General features: G+C 64.1%; 15 protein-coding genes. 11 read left to right on the top strand and 4 right to left on the bottom strand.

Translation table 11 applies throughout. From position 1 onward, the window contains the following. Positions 1 to 60: 60 nt before the first annotated feature. The 3 genes from hrcA (at position 61) to AB4Y73_RS03490 (ending at position 3,063) form a co-directional block, all read left to right on the top strand. Positions 61 to 1,074: a heat-inducible transcriptional repressor HrcA gene (gene hrcA, locus AB4Y73_RS03480; protein WP_441868494.1), complete on the top strand. Its 1,014-nt coding sequence runs from the start codon at positions 61 to 63 to the stop codon at positions 1,072 to 1,074. Positions 1,075 to 1,147: 73 nt separating this feature from the next. Then, on the top strand, positions 1,148 to 2,275 hold the full coding sequence (dnaJ, locus tag AB4Y73_RS03485; protein ID WP_441868497.1) for a molecular chaperone DnaJ: 1,128 nt from the start codon (positions 1,148 to 1,150) through the stop codon (positions 2,273 to 2,275). Between the two features lie 2 nt (positions 2,276 to 2,277). Continuing rightward, complete coding sequence (locus tag AB4Y73_RS03490) at positions 2,278 to 3,063, top strand: 16S rRNA (uracil(1498)-N(3))-methyltransferase (protein ID WP_441868500.1); 786 nt, start codon at positions 2,278 to 2,280, stop codon at positions 3,061 to 3,063. 37 nt (positions 3,064 to 3,100) lie between these two features. On the opposite strand, the gene AB4Y73_RS03495 is transcribed toward AB4Y73_RS03490, so the two are convergent. Continuing rightward, positions 3,101 to 4,054, bottom strand: a complete 954-nt coding sequence (locus tag AB4Y73_RS03495; protein WP_441868503.1) for a GerMN domain-containing protein — start codon at positions 4,052 to 4,054, stop codon at positions 3,101 to 3,103. Between the two features lie 371 nt (positions 4,055 to 4,425). Here AB4Y73_RS03495 and AB4Y73_RS03500 point away from each other — a divergent pair, with 371 nt between their 5' ends. From AB4Y73_RS03500 to AB4Y73_RS03520, 5 genes are all read left to right on the top strand, one after another. Then, entirely contained in the window at positions 4,426 to 5,511 is a 1,086-nt protein-coding gene (locus AB4Y73_RS03500) for a PhoH family protein (RefSeq protein WP_441868506.1), read from the top strand. Continuing rightward, positions 5,508 to 5,981: an rRNA maturation RNase YbeY gene (ybeY, locus tag AB4Y73_RS03505; RefSeq protein ID WP_441868509.1), complete on the top strand. Its 474-nt coding sequence runs from the start codon at positions 5,508 to 5,510 to the stop codon at positions 5,979 to 5,981. The genes AB4Y73_RS03500 and ybeY overlap by 4 nt, the downstream gene beginning before the upstream one ends. Further along, positions 5,978 to 7,309 carry a hemolysin family protein gene (locus AB4Y73_RS03510; protein ID WP_441868512.1) on the top strand — a complete coding sequence of 444 codons (1,332 nt, stop codon included), beginning with the start codon at positions 5,978 to 5,980 and terminating at the stop codon, positions 7,307 to 7,309. The genes ybeY and AB4Y73_RS03510 overlap by 4 nt, the downstream gene beginning before the upstream one ends. Next, positions 7,293 to 8,267: a GTPase Era gene (gene era / locus AB4Y73_RS03515; protein ID WP_441868515.1), complete on the top strand. Its 975-nt coding sequence runs from the start codon at positions 7,293 to 7,295 to the stop codon at positions 8,265 to 8,267. Before AB4Y73_RS03510 ends, era begins: the two co-directional genes overlap by 17 nt. Before the next feature lie 97 nt (positions 8,268 to 8,364). Beyond that, positions 8,365 to 9,930 (top strand): LCP family protein, encoded by a 1,566-nt coding sequence (locus AB4Y73_RS03520; protein WP_441868518.1) that lies wholly within the window; start codon positions 8,365 to 8,367, stop codon positions 9,928 to 9,930. 72 nt (positions 9,931 to 10,002) lie between these two features. On the opposite strand, the gene AB4Y73_RS03525 is transcribed toward AB4Y73_RS03520, so the two are convergent. Further along, on the bottom strand, positions 10,003 to 11,955 hold the full coding sequence (locus AB4Y73_RS03525; RefSeq protein WP_441868521.1) for a M13 family metallopeptidase: 1,953 nt from the start codon (positions 11,953 to 11,955) through the stop codon (positions 10,003 to 10,005). Between the two features lie 256 nt (positions 11,956 to 12,211). On the opposite strand from AB4Y73_RS03525, the gene leuA reads away from it, so the two are divergent. From leuA to AB4Y73_RS03540, 3 genes are all read left to right on the top strand, one after another. Beyond that, on the top strand, positions 12,212 to 13,954 hold the full coding sequence (gene leuA, locus AB4Y73_RS03530) for a 2-isopropylmalate synthase (RefSeq protein WP_441868523.1): 1,743 nt from the start codon (positions 12,212 to 12,214) through the stop codon (positions 13,952 to 13,954). 83 nt (positions 13,955 to 14,037) lie between these two features. Next, positions 14,038 to 14,790: a DNA repair protein RecO gene (gene recO, locus AB4Y73_RS03535; protein ID WP_441868525.1), complete on the top strand. Its 753-nt coding sequence runs from the start codon at positions 14,038 to 14,040 to the stop codon at positions 14,788 to 14,790. 2 nt (positions 14,791 to 14,792) lie between these two features. Beyond that, positions 14,793 to 15,617 carry an isoprenyl transferase gene (locus tag AB4Y73_RS03540; protein WP_441868528.1) on the top strand — a complete coding sequence of 275 codons (825 nt, stop codon included), beginning with the start codon at positions 14,793 to 14,795 and terminating at the stop codon, positions 15,615 to 15,617. On the opposite strand, the gene AB4Y73_RS03545 is transcribed toward AB4Y73_RS03540, so the two are convergent. Continuing rightward, positions 15,578 to 16,618: an alpha/beta hydrolase gene (locus AB4Y73_RS03545; RefSeq protein ID WP_441868610.1), complete on the bottom strand. Its 1,041-nt coding sequence runs from the start codon at positions 16,616 to 16,618 to the stop codon at positions 15,578 to 15,580. The genes AB4Y73_RS03540 and AB4Y73_RS03545 overlap by 40 nt on opposite strands. A 47-nt stretch (positions 16,619 to 16,665) precedes the next feature. Beyond that, positions 16,666 to 17,703 carry an alpha/beta hydrolase gene (locus tag AB4Y73_RS03550; RefSeq protein ID WP_441868531.1) on the bottom strand — a complete coding sequence of 346 codons (1,038 nt, stop codon included), beginning with the start codon at positions 17,701 to 17,703 and terminating at the stop codon, positions 16,666 to 16,668. Position 17,704 lies beyond the last annotated feature (1 nt).

The following is a 17,704-nucleotide window of genomic DNA, read 5'->3' on the forward strand; positions in this document are numbered from 1 at the left end:
GCTAACGAACCGCGACCAGTGGCCTGACTATTGAGGCGCAACCATGGATGGAGGTGGAGGGTGAGCGAGCCGCGCAAGCTTGAAGTATTGCGGGCCATTGTGGAGGACTACGTGCATTCCCGCGAGCCTGTGGGTTCCAAGGCCCTGGTTGAACGCCACCACCTCGGCGTTTCCAGCGCCACCATCCGCAATGACATGGCCGCTCTGGAAGACGAGGGCTTGATCACCGCTCCGCATACCAGCGCGGGCCGGATCCCCACTGACAAGGGCTACCGGCTGTTTGTGGATCAAATTTCGGCCGTTAAGCCTCTCTCCCCGGCAGAGAAGAAGGCCATCCAGTCACTTCTTGAGGGCGCGGATGACTTGGACGATGCCCTGGACAGGACGGTCAGGCTGCTTTCCCAGCTGACCAACCAGGTTGCCGTGGTGCAGTACCCGCACCTGAGCCGGGCCACTATCCGCCACATCGAATTTGTCCTGCTGGCGCCTCGCCAGGTCCTGCTGGTGCTCATCGCCACTACTGGCAAGGTGGAACAGCGCGTCATTGACGTCGGTCAGGACCTGGGTGAGGACGCGGTCGCCGCTCTGCGGACACATTTCCTCGGCACGCTGGCGGGCCTGCCGCTGAGCCGGTTGGCCCACTCCCTGCCAGGCGTGGTCTCCTCCGTTGCGCCTGGCCAGCGGTCAGCTGCCCAAGCGTTGGCCCACGGGCTGGAAACGCTCGCCCACAGCAGCCGCGAGGACCGCATGGTGATGGCCGGCACTGCGAACCTGGCCAGGTCCAACGTGGATTTCCCCCTCAGCATCGGTCCTGTGCTTGAGGCGCTGGAGGAACAGGTGGTCCTGCTCCGCCTGCTCAGTGACATGGCGCAGGACCCCCGGGGCGTGACCGTGAGCATCGGCCGCGAAAACCCCTACGACGGGCTGGCTGAAGCCTCGGTGGTGGCTACAGCCTACGGACCGGACAGCACAGCCAAGGTTGGCGTCCTGGGCCCCACCCGCATGGACTATCCCACCACCATGGCCGCAGTCAGGGCAGTAGCCCGTTATCTGTCAAGAATTCTGGGCCCATAACAGCCGGTCCAGGCACCAAGAGCAGTGCCGGAAGCATCGCTGCCGGCAGTACAACAGGGAAGAGATACGAACTTTGAGCAGCCACTACGACGTCCTCGGAGTCTCGCCGGAAGCCACCGGAGAAGAGATCAAGAAGGCCTACCGCAAGCTGGCCCGCACCCTTCACCCGGACGTAAACCCCGGGGACGATGCGTCGGACCGCTTCAAGGCCGTTACCCATGCCTACGAGGTCCTTTCGGACCCCCAGAAGCGCCGTGTCTATGACACCACCGGCAACGAGAACGGCACCGACAACGGCTTCGGCGGCGGCGGATACGCGGGCCAGGGGTTCGCGTTCCAGGACATCTTCGATACCTTCTTCGGGGCTGGCGGATCTTCAGGTCCCGCGTCCCGGGTCCGCCGCGGCCAGGACGCCCTCATCAGCGTCCGGATCGAACTGAAGGACGCAGTGTTCGGCGTCAACCGCAAGCTCGAGGTGGACACCGCCGTCACCTGCCCCACCTGCAACGGTTCGTGCTGCCGCGAAGGCAGCCACCCGGAGCGCTGCGATATCTGCGGTGGCAGCGGCCAGGTCCAGCGGGCTGTGCGCTCCATCCTTGGCCAGGTCATGACTGCTGCCCCGTGCGGCAGTTGCGAAGGCTTCGGAACTGTCATTAAGGATCCTTGCAACGAGTGCAACGGCCAGGGGCGTATCCGCAGCCGCCGGTCACTCACCATCAAGGTGCCCGCCGGCGTCGCAACGGGTACCCGGATCCAGCTGTCCGGGCAGGGCGAGGCCGGGCCCGCCGGCGGACCTTCCGGTGACCTCTACGTCGAGATCCGGGTTAACAACGATCCCACCTATGTCCGGGACGGCGATGACCTGCACGCGACGCTCCACATTCCTATGACTGCAGCTGCCCTGGGTACCGAAGTGTCCCTGGAAACCTTCGATGGAATGCAGGAAATCGATGTCAAAGCCGGCACCCAGGCCGGAGAGGTCATCACGCTCCGCGGGCTGGGCGTGACGCACCTTCGTGGCTATGGCCGCGGTGACCTGCTGGTCCACTTGCAAGTGGAGACGCCTGCGAAACTTGATGCCGCGCAGGAGGACCTCCTCCGGCAGTTGGCCAAGTTGCGCGGAGAACAGTTCACCGAGGGCAAGCTGACGGCCAGCAGCGGGGTCTTCGCCAAGCTGCGGGACCGGTTCGGTAACCTGTAGCGGTGAGCAACCCTGTCTTCTTCAGCGGCGCCGGGTCACTGGACCAGCTGGTTCCGGGGGCCCGGTACACCCTTCAGGGCCCTGAAGCGCGCCACGCTGTAACAGTCAAGCGGTTGGCACCGGGGGAGTCGGTGGACATTGCCGACGGCGCAGGTAAGCGCCTGACCGGGACGGTTGTTGCGGCCTCACCTGCCGAACTCACCGTAGAATGCGCCGAACTGGCTGTGGAACACCAGCCCGACATCCGGCTGGTCCTGGTCCAGGCCTTGGCCAAGGGCGACCGCGATGAACTCGCCGTGGAAACCGCCACGGAATTGGGGATCGACGCCGTTATTCCCTGGCAGTCTGAACGTTCCATTGTGCGCTGGAAGGGTGAGCGTGCCGCGAAAGCCCACGCCAAATGGCAGTCCGTGGTCACGGCCGCCGCCAAGCAAGCACGGCGCGCCTGGATTCCGGAGGTTCGCGCCGCCGTCGAAACCCCCGGTCTGGTGGCCGCCGTGGCAGCAGCGGACCTTGCCGTGATCCTCCACGAAAATGCCGTCCGGCCGTTACGGTCTGTGCTCGAGGCCTGGCAGGCCGCCGCGCCGGCGGCCGGGCCCCCCCGCGAAATCCTGCTCATCGTCGGCCCGGAAGGTGGAATCAGCCCCCGCGAAGTCACCAGGCTCTGTGATGCCGGTGCCGTGACGGCACTCCTGGGCAACCACGTTCTGAGGTCCTCCACTGCGGGACCCGCCGCCGTCGTGCTTGCGAGCGATGTGCTGGGACGCTGGAGCGCCGCCCGGGCCTAAGCTAACGGGCCTCGTGAACTGACGTGGGAGGCGTCAACTAGTTGACGTTAAACTTCCGGGTGTCCACGTTCAGTCCTTCGCCGCTTCCGCCATCCGATTGCGAGACGCGGAGCTCGTAGCTCCCGGACGAGAGGCTGAGCGCCAGCGTGAACAGTCCGGACTGGGCGGAGTCTGCGCCGGCCGTAGTCTCGCCGGTCAGGTACGGCGTCTTGTCTCCGTTCCCCGCAGTCCGCAGGATCTGCCACTTCAGCTTGCCTCCCGGGACCGTGCTGCGGCCGGTGATCTTGACGCTGCCGCCGGCAACATCTGTACCCTCCTGTGGATCAATGATCCAAACCGGTGCCACCATCCCGGCTGCCCGTGACATGGGGGCACCCAGCTGGACGTGGCCGAAGGCCAGGTAATCGGTGTGGCTGTCCACCAGGACCCGGACCTGAATCTGCTGGCCCGAGTCGATGAGCCCGGAGCTGGCCGCGGCCGCCGTGGCGGTGAAGATCAGCTGCTGGATGGCACGAACTGCCATGTCGGCGTCGAGATTGCTGTTGAAGGCATCTGCGGAGACGTCGACGGTAATGACATTCTTTCCGGAGATCGAGGTTGCCAGCTCCGTGGGGCTCTGCCACGGCGTGAAGTAATCGGGGTCCAGCGGCTTGTCGGACATCATGGCCCGTAGCGCACGGGTCACCGGGTTCTCCTGCTCCGGGACATCCCGGAACTCGCGGTAAAGATAGACGTTGCCATTGCTGCGGCCGATCCAGTACACGGGCGCTTTGTTCGAGGACTGCGTGGTTTCCAGCGGTGCGCTGGTGGCGGCCGCACCGGGGGAGCCGGAAGCCGCCACGGTGGAGTTCGCCGACAAGGTGGGCTCCGGGCCGGGATCGGCAATACATCCGGTCAGCAGGAGGAGGGCCGGAAAAAGAGCCAGTACGCCCCGCACACGGAACGGTCGCGCGGCACCTTTGGCCGAGCGTGGGGCGGGCGTTTCCGGCACTCTGATGGCCCTGTCCTTCCTGGCTGTGAATGATGGGGCCTGACGCCCCGCAAGCCGGTCCCCGGACGGCCTGAAATCCAAGCATGGCATAGTGCGGCACCACGAAAGGGCCCAAAAGAGCGCCCGGGCCCAACTGCAACGGGAACGATATGCGCCCGATATGAAGTTGATATCTAATGTCGGCGGTCACCGGACCGTCATGCGCCTGAAAACGCCAGTTGCGCGGCGCCCAGGTCGCCGCGTCGAAGGCCCTGCTGGCGTAAGATGGAAGGAACCGCTGGCTCCGGCGTGCTCGGCAACAGACCGCCCACGCAGCATCCGGCGGTATTAAGTTCGAACTGGAGGAGACCACAGGCCCGCGGGCCAGCACCATGACTGAATCAACGAACGGGAAGCGCCGGCTGAACACTGAGCGCGCCGCCGGAGAATTCCCCCATTCACTTCCCGGTGTCCGGACGGAGGTGGTTCTCTTTGACAACTCCGATCAGATGGTTCAATCGCTGGGCAGCCATGACGAGGCCCTGCGGTACATCGAAGAACAGTTCCCGGCAGTCAACTTCCACGTCCGCGGAAACGAACTTTCCATCAGCGGCCCCGCGGACGAAGTGCCCCACATCATGCGCCTGCTGCATGAAGTCCGCGGCCTTGTGGCCCGCGGCACCGTTATCAGCCCCGCTGTCCTGCAGCAGCTCGTGGCGTTGCTGCGTAGCCAGTCCCTGCAAAACCCCGTGGATGTCCTCACTCATGACATCCTGTCCAGCCGGGGAAAGACTATCCGGCCCAAGACGCTGAACCAGAAAAACTATGTTGACGCGATCGACGCCAACACCGTGATCTTCGGTATCGGCCCCGCCGGTACCGGCAAGACATTCCTGGCCATGGCGAAGGCTGTCCAGGCGCTCCAGCAGAAAGAAGTCAGCCGGATCATTCTGACCCGGCCCGCCGTCGAAGCCGGCGAGCGGCTGGGGTTCCTGCCCGGCACGCTCAGTGACAAGATCGACCCCTATCTGCGCCCGCTCTATGATGCGCTCCACGACATGATGGACCCCGAATCGATCCCGCGCCTCATGGCCGCCGGGACCATCGAGGTTGCGCCCCTCGCGTATATGCGCGGACGCACCCTGAACGACGCTTTCATCATCCTGGACGAGGCCCAGAACACCACTCCTGAACAGATGAAGATGTTCCTGACCCGCCTCGGTTTCGGATCGAAAATGGTGGTCACCGGCGACGTCACCCAAGTCGACCTTCCCTTCGGCACGCGTTCGGGGTTGCGCATCGTGGAGGAGATCCTGCACGGCATCGAAGACGTCAACTTCTCGGTGCTGGACTCCTCGGATGTGGTCCGCCACCGCCTGGTTGGTGACATCGTCCGGGCCTACAGCATTTGGGATGACGTCCAACGGAACAAGGTCAAACACTCAGTAAGCCGTGAGAAGCGGACGGAACGCGCATGAGCATCGAAGTGAACAACGAATCCGGCATCCAGGTCGACGAAGCTGAGCTCGTGGCTTTGTCCCGGTACGTTTTCGAACAGCTGTACATCCACCCCCAGGCTGAACTTTCCATCCTGCTGGTTGACGAACCCGCCATGGAAAAGCTCCACATCGAACTCATGGACGAGCCTGGATCAACAGACGTGCTCTCGGTTCCCATGGATGAGCTCACGCCGGGGACGCCGGACCGGCCCACGCCACAGGGGATGCTAGGGGACATTGCCGTGTGCCCCCAGGTCGCGCAGGTCCAGGCCGCCAACGCCGGGCACGCCCTGCAGGATGAGATGCTGCTTCTGACGACGCACGGAATTCTGCATCTGCTGGGCTATGACCATGCGGAGCCTGAGGAGAAGGAAGAAATGTTCGGCCTCCAGCGCCAGCTTCTCTCCGGGTTCACTGGCAAAGAAGCACCCGCCGAGACTACGCAGTGACGCCCCTGCTCCTTGTTGGCATGGCCCTGGTTTTCCTCAGCACCGCCGCCCTCCTCACTGCTGCCGATGCCGCATTCACCTTCCTTCCCCGGCACGATGCCGAGGAGGCGCTCATCAAGGGCAGAGGCAACGCCATGCGCCGCATCCTTGCCCAGCCGGTGGCCCACATCAGGGCGCTGCGGTTTTGGCGGATCTGGTTCGAGATGGCGTCGGCCGTGGCCGTCGCCGTCCTGCTGCACAGCCTGCTGGACAACGTGTGGCTGGCAGGTTTGGCCGCCACAGGGATCATGGCCCTGTTGGGGTTCGTCATCGTCGGGGTTTCCCCCCGCCAGATCGGCAGGCTGCATTCGGGCGCCGTCGTCCGGTACACGGCGCCGCTGATCCGGTTCCTGACGTGGGTCCTGGGCCCCATCCCGCGGTGGCTCGTGGCGCTCGGCAGCGCAGCCGCACCGGGTGCACCGGCGGGAGATGATGCCTTCTTCAGTGAGCAGGAATTCCGCGAACTCGTGGACCGCGCTTCGGAGTCGGACATGATCGAAGACAACGAAGCGGAAATGATCCAGTCCGTGTTTGATTTCGGCGATACGCTGGTGCGCGCTGTTATGGTCCCCAGGACGGACATCCTCAGCATCGACGCCGGCTCCAGCCTTCGGCGGGCAATGTCGCTGTTCCTGCGTTCGGGCTATTCGCGCATCCCCGTGATCGGCGACAGTACGGACCAGATCCTGGGAATCGTCTACCTCAAGGATGTGGCTGCCACGCTCCACGAGCTGGGCCCCGACGACGAACAGCCGCCGGTTGAAGCGCTGGCCCGCGAAGTCCGGTACGTTCCGGAGTCCAAACCGGTCAGCGAGCTGCTGCGGGAACTCCAAAAGGAATCGACGCACGTGGCCATTGTCATCGACGAGTATGGCGGCACGGCCGGCCTGGTGACACTGGAGGACCTCATCGAGGAAATTGTCGGCGAAATCGTGGACGAATATGACACTGAAAGCGCCGAAGCCGTAGCCCTCGGCGGCGGCGCCTACCGCGTCAGTGCACGCATGAGCATCGATGACCTCGGTGAGCTGTTCGACATCGAGCTCGACGACGACGAGGTGGACACTGTCGGTGGCCTCCTGGCCAAGGCCCTGGGCCGGGTGCCAATCGTTGGCAGCCATGTGGAAGTGCACGGCATCTCCTTGCGCGCAGAACGGCTCGAAGGCAGGCGCAACCGGGTCAGCCACATCATTGCGGCGGCTGTTCCAAAGATAGACACTGACCTTGAAGACCTCTTTGACGAGGCGGAAGCAACCCAGCAGGGAGTTCCACGTGAGCAAGAAAAATAACCGTCCGGCCAGCCATGGCTCCGACACACCGGACTACGGAGGTTACCGGGCCGGCTTTTCCGTCCTGGTGGGCCGCCCCAACGCGGGAAAGTCGACCCTGACCAATGCCCTGGTGGGGCAAAAGGTGGCCATCACTTCCGCCAAGCCGCAGACCACGCGGCACACCATTCGGGGCATCGTCCACCGGGAGGACGCCCAGTTGGTCCTCGTCGATACTCCGGGCCTGCACCGTCCCCGCACCCTGCTGGGCAAACGGCTCAATGACCTGGTGGCCGACACGCTGGCCGAAGTCGACGCGATCGGCTTCTGCCTCCCAGCCAACGAGAAAATCGGCCCCGGCGACAAATATATCGCCGCCCAACTGGCGCAGCTTGGCGGCAAGCCCCTTATTGCCATTGTGACCAAGGCAGACCTGGTGGACCGGCAGGCCCTCACCGAACAGCTTCTTGCCGTTGCCGCGCTGGGCCGGGAAGTCCTTGGTGAGGATGGCTGGAAGGACATCGTTCCGGTCTCCGCCGCGGACGGCTTCCAGGTGGACACCCTGGCTGATGTGCTCATCAGCCACATGCCGCCGTCGCCGCCGCTGTACCCGGACGGGCATCTGACGGACGAACCGGAAGCCGTAATGATCGCCGAACTCATCCGGGAGGCCGCCCTCGAAGGCGTCCGCGACGAATTACCGCACTCCCTTGCCGTCGTCGTCGATGAAATAGTGCCGCGTGAAGGCCGTCCAGAGGATCGGCCGTTCCTGGATGTCCGGGTCAATCTCTATGTGGAGCGTCCTTCGCAGAAGGCCATCATCATCGGCAAGGGCGGAGCCAGGCTCCGCGAGGTCGGCACCAACGCACGGAAAGCGATTGAAGCGCTGCTGGGTGCCCGCATCTACCTTGACCTGCATGTGAAGGTCGCCAAGGACTGGCAACGTGACCCCAAACAGCTGGTCAAGCTGGGTTTCTAAGCCAGCAGCTCGCCCCGCCCCGGCCTGTCCCCCGGGAAGTTCCCAGAAATGGCGACTAAAATGGGGCGGATTGAAATTTTCGAGGAAGGTACACCACATGGGGCAAGGCCGCGACAATCGCGAGTACGGAGCTGACGCGTCTGCCGGCGGCCCGGTTTCCCGGCACGCGGACGCCAGCGCCGTCGGCGTAGCCCGGCACTTCGGTGGACAGCGCCGCCGTATGCCTGGCTGGTTGAAGGTGACCACAGCTGTCCTGACCATCGCGCTGCTCGGCGGCCTCGGCTTCGCCGGTTACTGGTACTTCCGTCTCCAGTCCAACATCACCACCGCACCTCTCAGTGCCGGGGACGACGCGGCAAACGTAGCGAACGATTCCACCGGCAGGATGCAGATCCTGATCCTGGGCTCCGATACCCGGGACGGCAAAAACGCCGAGTATGGCTCGGTGGAGGAGTCCAAGGGTTACGGCAAGTCCGACGTCATGATGCTGATGGACATTTCCGCCGATAACAAGCGCGTCAGCGTGATCAGCTTCCCACGGGACCTGCTGGTGGATATCCCGCAGTGCACCGACCAGAAAACCAAAATGTCCTATCCCGCACTGAGCGGCGTCATGATCAACGAGGCAATGTCGCTGGCCGGCATCGGCTGCGCTGTGGATACAGTCAACAAGCTGACGGGGATGAAGATCGATCACTTCATGATGGCTGATTTCAACGCAGTCAAGGAACTCTCCAACACCGTGGGTGGCGTGGACGTCTGCATCAGCGACGCCGTCTATGACCCGGATTCCCACCTCAGGCTCCCGGCGGGCACGTCTTCCGTGCAGGGGGAAATGGCACTCGCGTTCCTGCGCACCCGGCACGCCTTTGCCGACGGCGGTGACCTCGGCCGCATTAGGGCCCAGCAGGGATTCCTCTCATCCCTCACGCGCAAGATCAAAGACGACGGCACCCTGTCCAACCCGGCGAAAATGCTGAACATCGCGGACACCGTCACCCAGAACCTCACCGTGGATGACGGGCTCGCCTCCGTGCCGTCGCTGCTCACCATCGGCAACCGGCTCAAGGACATTGACATCAGCAAGGTGGCCTTCGTAGCGGTGCCCACCACCCCGGCACTCTCTGACCCCAACCGTCTCCAGATTGCCGAACCGGCGGGCTCCCAATTGTTCTCTGCCCTTCAGAAGGATATTGATCTCACCAATCCGACGGCGCCATCGGAACCGGCTGCGCCGTCAGCGGCGCCCACAGAAACCGCACCGCCCATACCGTCCTACAACAAGGCGATCCAGCCTGTCACCGTGGCCAACGGCAGTGGCGTGCCGGGCCGGGCCCAGGAAATCGTGCAGGCACTCGTGACCGGCGGCTTCACACAGACCGGCCAGTTCGCTGCCACGCCAGTAAAGCAAAGCGTGGTGTACTACGGGACGGGCTTTGAGGACGTCGCCGCGGATGTGGCCGCACTCCTAGGCATTCCGGCCGCGCAAGTACAGTCTGCCCCGCGCGTAGTGGGGGTGCAGGCCTATCTGGGGACCGACTTTACTTCCGGTGCCACCTACGGGGCCGGCGGCGGCCCCGTAGCCCTGCCGGAGAACATCGTCAGCCAGACCGCGGGGGACAAGAGCTGCCAGCAGGCGAATCCATACCTGATCGTTCGCTGACCTAACGTAATAAGAGAAGAGGCGGGGCCAAGGCCCCGCCTCTTCTTGCATGATTCGTCTGGCAGGTTTGGACTACCAGATACTGACGCGTGCCTCCTGCGACATCCACATGCCGTCCTCTTCGGTCACGCCGAAAGCCTCATGGAAGGCATCAAGGTTCTTGGCGATGGCATTGGTCCGGAACTCGTTGGGGGAGTGGGGATCGGTGGCCAGCCTTCGGATGGCTTCCTCGGGCCGGATCACCTGGCGCCAGCCCGCAGCCCAGGAGGCAAAGAAGCGCTGCTGTCCGGTGAGGCCGTCCAGTACCTCCGGTTCCCTTCCGTCCAGGCTGAGGAGGTAGGCCTTGTAAGCGATGGTCAGGCCGCCCAGGTCGCCGATATTTTCACCCAAAGTGAGCTTGCCGTTGACGTTGTGCCCGGGCGCCGCGTAGGGGGACAGGGCATCGTATTGGGCCACCAGCTTGGCGGTCAGTAGCTCGAAGGCCTTGCGGTCATCCTCGGACCACCAGTTCCGCAGTGCCCCGCCGCCGTCGAACTGTGACCCCTGGTCGTCAAAACCATGGCCGATCTCGTGGCCGATCACCGCCCCGATTCCGCCGTAGTTGACAGCGTCGTCGGCGTCCGCCGTAAAGAACGGTGGCTGCAGGATGGCTGCGGGGAAGACGATCTCGTTAAGCATCGGATGGTAGTAAGCGTTCACCGTTTGCGGTGTCATGAGCCATTTGTCATGGTCCACCGGCTTACCCACCTCATCGAGGTGACGGTCGACGTCGGCGTTATGGGCCCGCTCCACATTGCCGAGGAGATCGGCGGGATCGATTTCCACTGCTGAGTAATCGATCCATTTATCCGGGTAGCCGATCTTGGCGCGGAAGGCTTCCAGCTTGCGGAGCGCCTCGGCCTTGGTCTCCTCGCCCATCCAGTCCAGTCCAGTGATGCTCTGCCGGTAGGCCTCGATCAGGTTGGCCACGAGGGTCTGCATGCGCGCCTTGTGCGATTCGGGGAAGTGCTTGGACACGTAAATCTGTCCGACGGCCTCCCCAAGTGCGGCTTCGACGACGGCGACAGCACGCTTCCAGCGGTCCTTGTTGCGGGGCGTGCCACTGATGGTTGTTCCGTAGAAGGCGAAGTTGGCATTCACGAACTCGGCCGACAGATACGGTGCGGCCGCGTTGATGACCCGCAACGCCAGCCATTCCTGCCACACCTGCAGTGGCTCGGATTCCAGCAGGGCCGCGGCCCCACTGAAGAAGTCAGGCGTACTCACGACGATCTCGGTCCGTTTGGCGGCGTCGATCCCGGCAGCGTCGAACCAGGTGTTCAGCAGCGGGAACAGGGCGGCCGCCTCGTCGGACGACTTCAGGTTGTAGGTCTTCTGCGGGTCCCGCAGCGTGACGTTGTCCCAGTGGTGGGACGCCAGGCTGGTTTCGAGGGCGACCACCCGGCCGGCCGCTGACTCGGCGTCTTCCACTGCGGCCAAGGCAAGCATGTTCCGGACATACTCCTGGTACGCCGAGACAATGGGAGCGAACTTTTCCTCGCGGTAGTAGGACTCATCGGGCAAGCCCAGGCCACCCTGGCCGGTGTAGAGCAGTACGCGGTCCGGATTGCCCGCGTCCGGTGCCGGGTAGATGTAGAAAAGACCCGACACGTCAGAGCGGAAAAGCCTACCGGCAAGCGCTACAAGATCGGACACCGAGCTGGTGGCGAATACTTCGGCCAGCCGGGCACGGATGGGATCCATGCCCTTGGCCTCCACCGTGGCCTCATCCATGAAGCTGTTGTACAGCTCCCCGACTTTCCGCTCTATCCCGGTGGCGGCTTCGCCCTTGGCTGCCGCGTCCTCGATGATGTCCCGGACCGCGATCTCCGACCCATCGCGCAGGGCCGTGAATGTTCCCTCGAGTGGCCGGTCATCCGGAATTTCGGTGGCCTTGAGCCAGGTCCCGTTCACGTGCTGGTACAAGTCATCCTGCGGCCTGACGCTGTGGTCAATATTGGACAGATCGATCCCCGAGATGGGCACAGATGCTCCTTCGTGTGACGTGCCTCAGCCGGCGCTGGCACCGGCTGAGGCGTCTGCATGGTGGACGTTGCGCGAGGTGTTGCTCCTTCATCTTACGCACGCGTGTTACTCTCAAATGGTGCGCGCAGAACTGCTTCTTCTTAGCTGCCGCGGCGAGGCCTCAGACGCGATCTAGCGCAAGGCCCATCCTCGTCGCGGAGTTTGTGTTGCCCGGCCACCCTTTCACATATGAACCACAGAAAAGGCCCCGATAGTAATGCGAAACGCACAGAAGCCCTCTGGAATGCCCGCCCACCGGTACCTGCCCTTCCAGGACCAGATCTCCGTTGAACTGCCTGACCGCACCTGGCCGGACAAGGTCATCACCAAAGCCCCGCGCTGGTGCGCTGTGGATTTGCGTGACGGCAACCAGGCCCTGATTGATCCCATGAGCCCGGCGCGCAAGATGAAGATGTTCGACCTGCTGGTCCGCATGGGCTACAAGGAGATCGAGGTGGGCTTCCCGTCCGCCTCGCAGACCGACTTCGACTTTGTCCGCCAGCTCATCGAGGGCAACCACATCCCGGACGACGTCACCATCCAGGTCCTGACCCAGGCCCGCGAGCAGCTGATCGAGCGCACCTACGAGTCGCTGGTGGGCGCCAAGCAGGCCATCGTCCACCTGTACAACTCGACGTCCGTGCTGCAGCGCCGCGTGGTGTTCAACCAGGACGAGGACGGAATCCTGGACATCGCGCTGCAGGGCGCCCGGCTGTGCAAGAAGTACGAGGAAACCCTCGTTGACACGCACATCACCTATGAATACTCACCTGAGTCCTTCACCGGCACGGAATTGGAGTACGCCGTCCGGGTCTGCAACGCCATCGCTGACGTGTTTGAGGCCTCCGCTGACCGCCAGGTCATTATCAACCTGCCCGCCACGGTGGAAATGGCCACCCCGAACGTCTATGCGGATTCCATCGAGTGGATGCACCGCCATCTGCACCCCCGCGAAGGCATCATCCTTTCCCTGCACCCGCACAACGACCGCGGCACCGGCGTTGCCGCGGCCGAGCTGGGTTATCTGGCCGGCGCGGACCGGATCGAAGGCTGCCTGTTCGGCAACGGCGAGCGCACGGGCAACGTTGACTTGGTGACCCTGGGACTGAACATGTTCGTCCAGGGCATCGATCCCATGATCGATTTCTCCAACATCGACGAAGTCCGGCGGACCGTGGAGTACTGCAACCAGCTGCCGGTGGCCGAGCGGACCCCGTACGGCGGGGACCTGGTGTTCACGGCATTTTCCGGCTCCCACCAGGACGCCATCAAGAAGGGCTTCGAAGCCTTGGAGCGGGACGCCGCGGCCGCCGGCAAGGCCCTGGAGGACTTCACTTGGGCCGTCCCGTATCTGCCTGTCGACCCGAAGGATCTGGGCCGCAGCTACGAAGCAGTCATCCGCGTGAACTCCCAGTCCGGCAAGGGAGGCGTGGCCTACCTGCTGAAGAACGAGCACAGCCTGGACCTGCCACGTCGCGCCCAGATCGAATTCTCCGGCGTGATCCAGAAGCGCACCGACACCGTGGGCGGCGAGGTCACCGGCTCCCAGCTCTGGCAGATATTCCAGGACGAGTACCTGCCCTCCAGCCAGGCGGACACCCAGTGGGGCCGTTACTCGCTGGGATCCTTCAGCACCGAAACCGATGACGACGGCGGCCTGACCACCCTCCACGCGTCCCTCACCATTGATGGTGCTCCAGTGCGCCGCACCGGCACCGGGAATGGTCCGATTGCCGCGTTGCTGAGCATCCTGCACGACGACGGGGTGGATGTCCGGGTTCTGGACTACAGCGAACACGCACTCTCCGAAGGCGGAAACGCTACTGCCGCCGCCTACGTCGAGTGCGCGGTAGGGGAGCGGGTCCTGTGGGGCGTCGGCATGGACGCCAACACCAGTACCTCTTCGCTGAAGGCAGTCATTTCCGCGGTCAACCGGGCCATCCGGGATTCGCGCGACTGATCCGGAATGGCGTTGCGCGCCGAACTTCGGGGCGCAACGCACCGGCATTGCCGGCTTTCCGGGAGACAGTGCGAAGATTAACCGTGGTCCAACAATCCTTTGCTGCGCGGTCCTACCGCGATGACGCCGTCGTATTGCGCACCCATAAGCTGGGCGAAGCTGACCGCATCATCACCCTCCTGACCAAGCACCACGGCCAAATCCGGGCCGTGGCGAAGGGCGTCCGGCGCACCAGCAGCAAGTTCGGTGCCCGGCTGGAACCTTTCATGGTCGCGGACCTGCAGCTCGTCTCGGGAAGAACGCTGGACATCGTCACTCAGGCTGTTGCCAAAGGCGTCTACGGGGGCAACATCGCCGCGGACTATGGACGGTACACCGTTGCGGCGGCCATGACGGAAACGGCCGAGAAACTTACCGACGTCGATGGCGAAGCGGGCACCGCGCAGTACAACCTGCTGGTGGGGGCCCTGGCATCCCTCAGCCGAGGAGACCATGCACCGGGGCTGATCCTGGACTCATATCTGTTGCGGGCCCTTGCAACGGGCGGATGGGCGCCGAGCTTTACGGATTGCGCACGGTGCGGGGTGCCGGGGCCGCACACAGCTTTTTCCGCCCCCCTCGGCGGGATGGTCTGCGCTGACTGCCGGCCGCCCGGCTCGCCGGCGCCTGCGGCGGAAACCGTGATGCTGTTGGCCGCCCTCCTGACGGGGGACTGGACGACGGCGGACGGTTCGGAAGTGCCACACCGACGGGAAGCCGCCGGGCTGGTGGCCGCATACCTGCAGTGGCACCTGGAACGTGTCCTGAAATCCCTCAAACATGTGGAGCGTGGCTGACAGTGGCGTTGGGAAAAAAGAAGAACCCCTCACGGACGCGGACGGCCCCCGTGGTGGCGCCCTACCCGCATCCTTCCGGCGCGGTTGCGCCGAGCATCCCGGCCGAGTTCATCCCCCGCCATGTGGCCATCGTGATGGACGGCAACGGCCGCTGGGCTAACCAGCGTGGCCTACCGCGGATCGAGGGTCACAAAGCCGGCGAGCCCGCCTTGCTTGATGTGATGGCCGGCGCCATCGAACTCGGCATTGAGTATGTGAGTGTCTATGCGTTTTCCACGGAAAACTGGCGCCGCTCTCCGGAAGAAGTCCGCTTCCTGATGGGCTTTAACAAGGATGTGCTTCGCAGGCAACGGAACCAATTGGACGACTGGGGTGTCCGTGTCCGATGGTCCGGACGCCGGCCCAAACTGTGGGGTTCGGTCATCCGCGAACTCGAAGAAGCCGAGGAGTTCACCGCCGGGAACAGCACATGCACGTTGACCATGTGTGTTAATTACGGCGGCCGGGCCGAAATCACGGATGCGGTGTCGGCCATTGCCGAAGAGGTGGCGGCGGGGCGGCTCAAGCCTGGCGCAATTTCGGAGAAAACGATTCAGAGGTTCCTGGACGAACCTGACTTGCCCGATGTTGACCTGTTTCTGCGCAGCTCCGGGGAACAGCGGCTCTCGAACTTCCTGCTGTGGCAGTCGGCATACGCCGAGTTCGTCTTTATGGACACCCTGTGGCCGGATGTGGACCGCCGGACGCTCTGGAAAGCCGTGGAGATCTACGCCGAACGCGACAGGCGCTACGGGGGCGCTGTGGACGCAGCCTCACCGCAAGGGTAGGACTCCACCCAGCAGCCGACGTCACGGTAGGCCTCCTCCCGGATGCGTCGCTGCGAAAGAAAGATGTCGTGAATCGCACCAGGATAACGAAAGACTGTAACCCGCCGCCCAAGCCGGAGAGCCCGAGTGGCGGTTTCTTCGACGTCGATCACGGCATCGGCGTGCATCAGCTCCTCGGTCCACTCAGCCTGGATCCTGGTCCGGTCTGAGAGCAGCACGAGTACCGGCGCTGTGATGTTCAGTCCTCTGGCGACGGCGGCGTGGCCCGCCAGGACCGCCTTCACCCAGCCAGCCCTGATGGGAAACGAAGTGACCGGCCGCCAAACGGGATGGAGCTGCCACTCGCCATGTGCTTCGCTGCTGACGCTTTGCCAATAGCCGGGCATCTCCGGCAAGAGGAAGGGACGCCTCGGGTCTGCCCGCGCTACCGGCTCCACCAGGCGCGTGGCCAGGTTCCGGACCAGGCTGCTGCCCTGTAGTTCCAGCCATGGGGCATTGAGAGTGAGCGTGGCCAGTTCCCCAGGATGGCGGTCCGCCCACAGCGCTGCGATGAGGCCGCCGAAGGAATGAGCCAGAACGTGCACTGCGGGAGACCCGTCCGGCCCAGTCAGATGCGATAGGTCGGCCTTGATCGCCGCTAGTGCAGCGCCCAGGTCTTCATCATAAATCCGGAGATCTGTCGCGTAGCCGGGGGTCTGCCCCTCCCTCAGGCTCCGCCCGAACTTTCGGAGATCCAGCGCGTAAAAGCGGAAGCCCTCTGCCGAGAGATGCTCGGCCAGTTCGGCCTGGAGAAAATAGTCTGCCCAGCCATGCAGGTAAAGCACCACCTTCACTGGGGACCCAACAGTGTTGGCAGCCCCCGGTGCCCCGGCGTAACGGATGAGGGTGGCAACCACGTCCCCTTCGTCGTCGGGCATTAACAACAACGGGCGGAACTGAAAGGAGGGGCCCAGGAAATCTTCGGCCCAGGGACTTGCGCCAGGTTCCGGAAGCGCCGTCATTGCCGGTTCGGGAGCAGCCATCCGCTCTGTGTTAGACATGGGCCCCCTCATCCACCTGGTCCAATGCCGCCGGGGCCAGGCGCCACGGTGCCGTAGCCCCGCAACCAGCGGGCGAGCCGGGCATAGGCGTCTGCCCGCACGTCAACAGGTGAGAGGAAGACGTCATGGAGTGCGCCTTCAATGCGCTCCACAGTGACCGTCCGCCCCAAGGTGAGCGCCCGGAGGGCGATGATGTTCACGTCCAGCACGGCATCGGTCCGCCGCATTTCCTCGGTCCAGAACGGACCGTTGGCACTGCCTCGCGAGAGCAGCACCAAAATAGGGATATCGATGCCTAGCCCCCGCGCCACCTGGGCATGACCGGACAGGACGGCACTCAGCCAACCGGCGCGGAGTGGGAAAGCCATCGGCGGCCGGAACCTGTCATCAAGGGCCCACTCGCCATCCGCCGCATTGCTGATAGTCCGCCAGTAGAACCCCCGTTCGGGCAGTCTCAGGATGGCCTCGGGACGGAAGCGCGCCACCGGCCGCACCATCGTGGAGGCTGCCCGGCGTACCAGTGAGCTGCCATGCATCTCCAGCCACGGGCTGTTCAGTATCAGGTGCGAGACTTCTCCCGGGTGGCGGCTGACCCACAAGGCCGCCACGAGGCCGCCGGTGGAATGGCCCATAAGAGTCAGTTCCTGTTCCGTGCCGCCTGAATCGGCCCGGATCATGGCCACGGCTTGGCCGATTTCGGCGTCGTAGTTTGCAAGGTCCGCCACGTAGCCGCCCGGCGCCTCCGGGCGCAGGCTGCGGCCGTGATTGTGCATGTCCAGGGCATAGAACTCGTATCCGCTGCGCGTCCAGAAGTCCGCAAGGTCAACGTTGAAGAAATAGTCGCTCCAGCCGTGCAGGAACAGCACGGTCCGCCGAAGGGGCTGCTGTGTGCCACGGTGCTGGGTGACTCGCCGAGCTGTGTCGGGTTCGCCGGCTCCGGGGCGATACCGAACCAGGGTCGCGGTCCGCCGGACGCCGTCGGCTCCCGATGCTTCGAATGTGCATGCTTCGAAGCCCGCACCGAGGATGTCAGGCTGCCACTCCATG

The organism is Pseudarthrobacter sp. TAF60_1, assembly GCF_052113505.1.
In the GTDB taxonomy this organism is placed as follows: Bacteria; Actinomycetota; Actinomycetes; order Actinomycetales; family Micrococcaceae; genus Arthrobacter.

Bases quoted from the DNA above. Each gene is read 5' to 3' on its own strand.
- ybeY (WP_441868509.1), top strand. From the start codon at position 5,508: ATGAGCATCGAAGTGAACAACGAATCCGGCATCCAGGTCGACGAAGCT.
- AB4Y73_RS03550 (WP_441868531.1), bottom strand. From the start codon at position 17,703: ATGGAGTGGCAGCCTGACATCCTCGGTGCGGGCTTCGAAGCATGCACA.
- AB4Y73_RS03520 (WP_441868518.1), top strand. From the start codon at position 8,365: ATGGGGCAAGGCCGCGACAATCGCGAGTACGGAGCTGACGCGTCTGCC.
- AB4Y73_RS03500 (WP_441868506.1), top strand. From the start codon at position 4,426: ATGACTGAATCAACGAACGGGAAGCGCCGGCTGAACACTGAGCGCGCC.
- leuA (WP_441868523.1), top strand. From the start codon at position 12,212: ATGCGAAACGCACAGAAGCCCTCTGGAATGCCCGCCCACCGGTACCTG.
- AB4Y73_RS03545 (WP_441868610.1), bottom strand. From the start codon at position 16,618: ATGACGGCGCTTCCGGAACCTGGCGCAAGTCCCTGGGCCGAAGATTTC.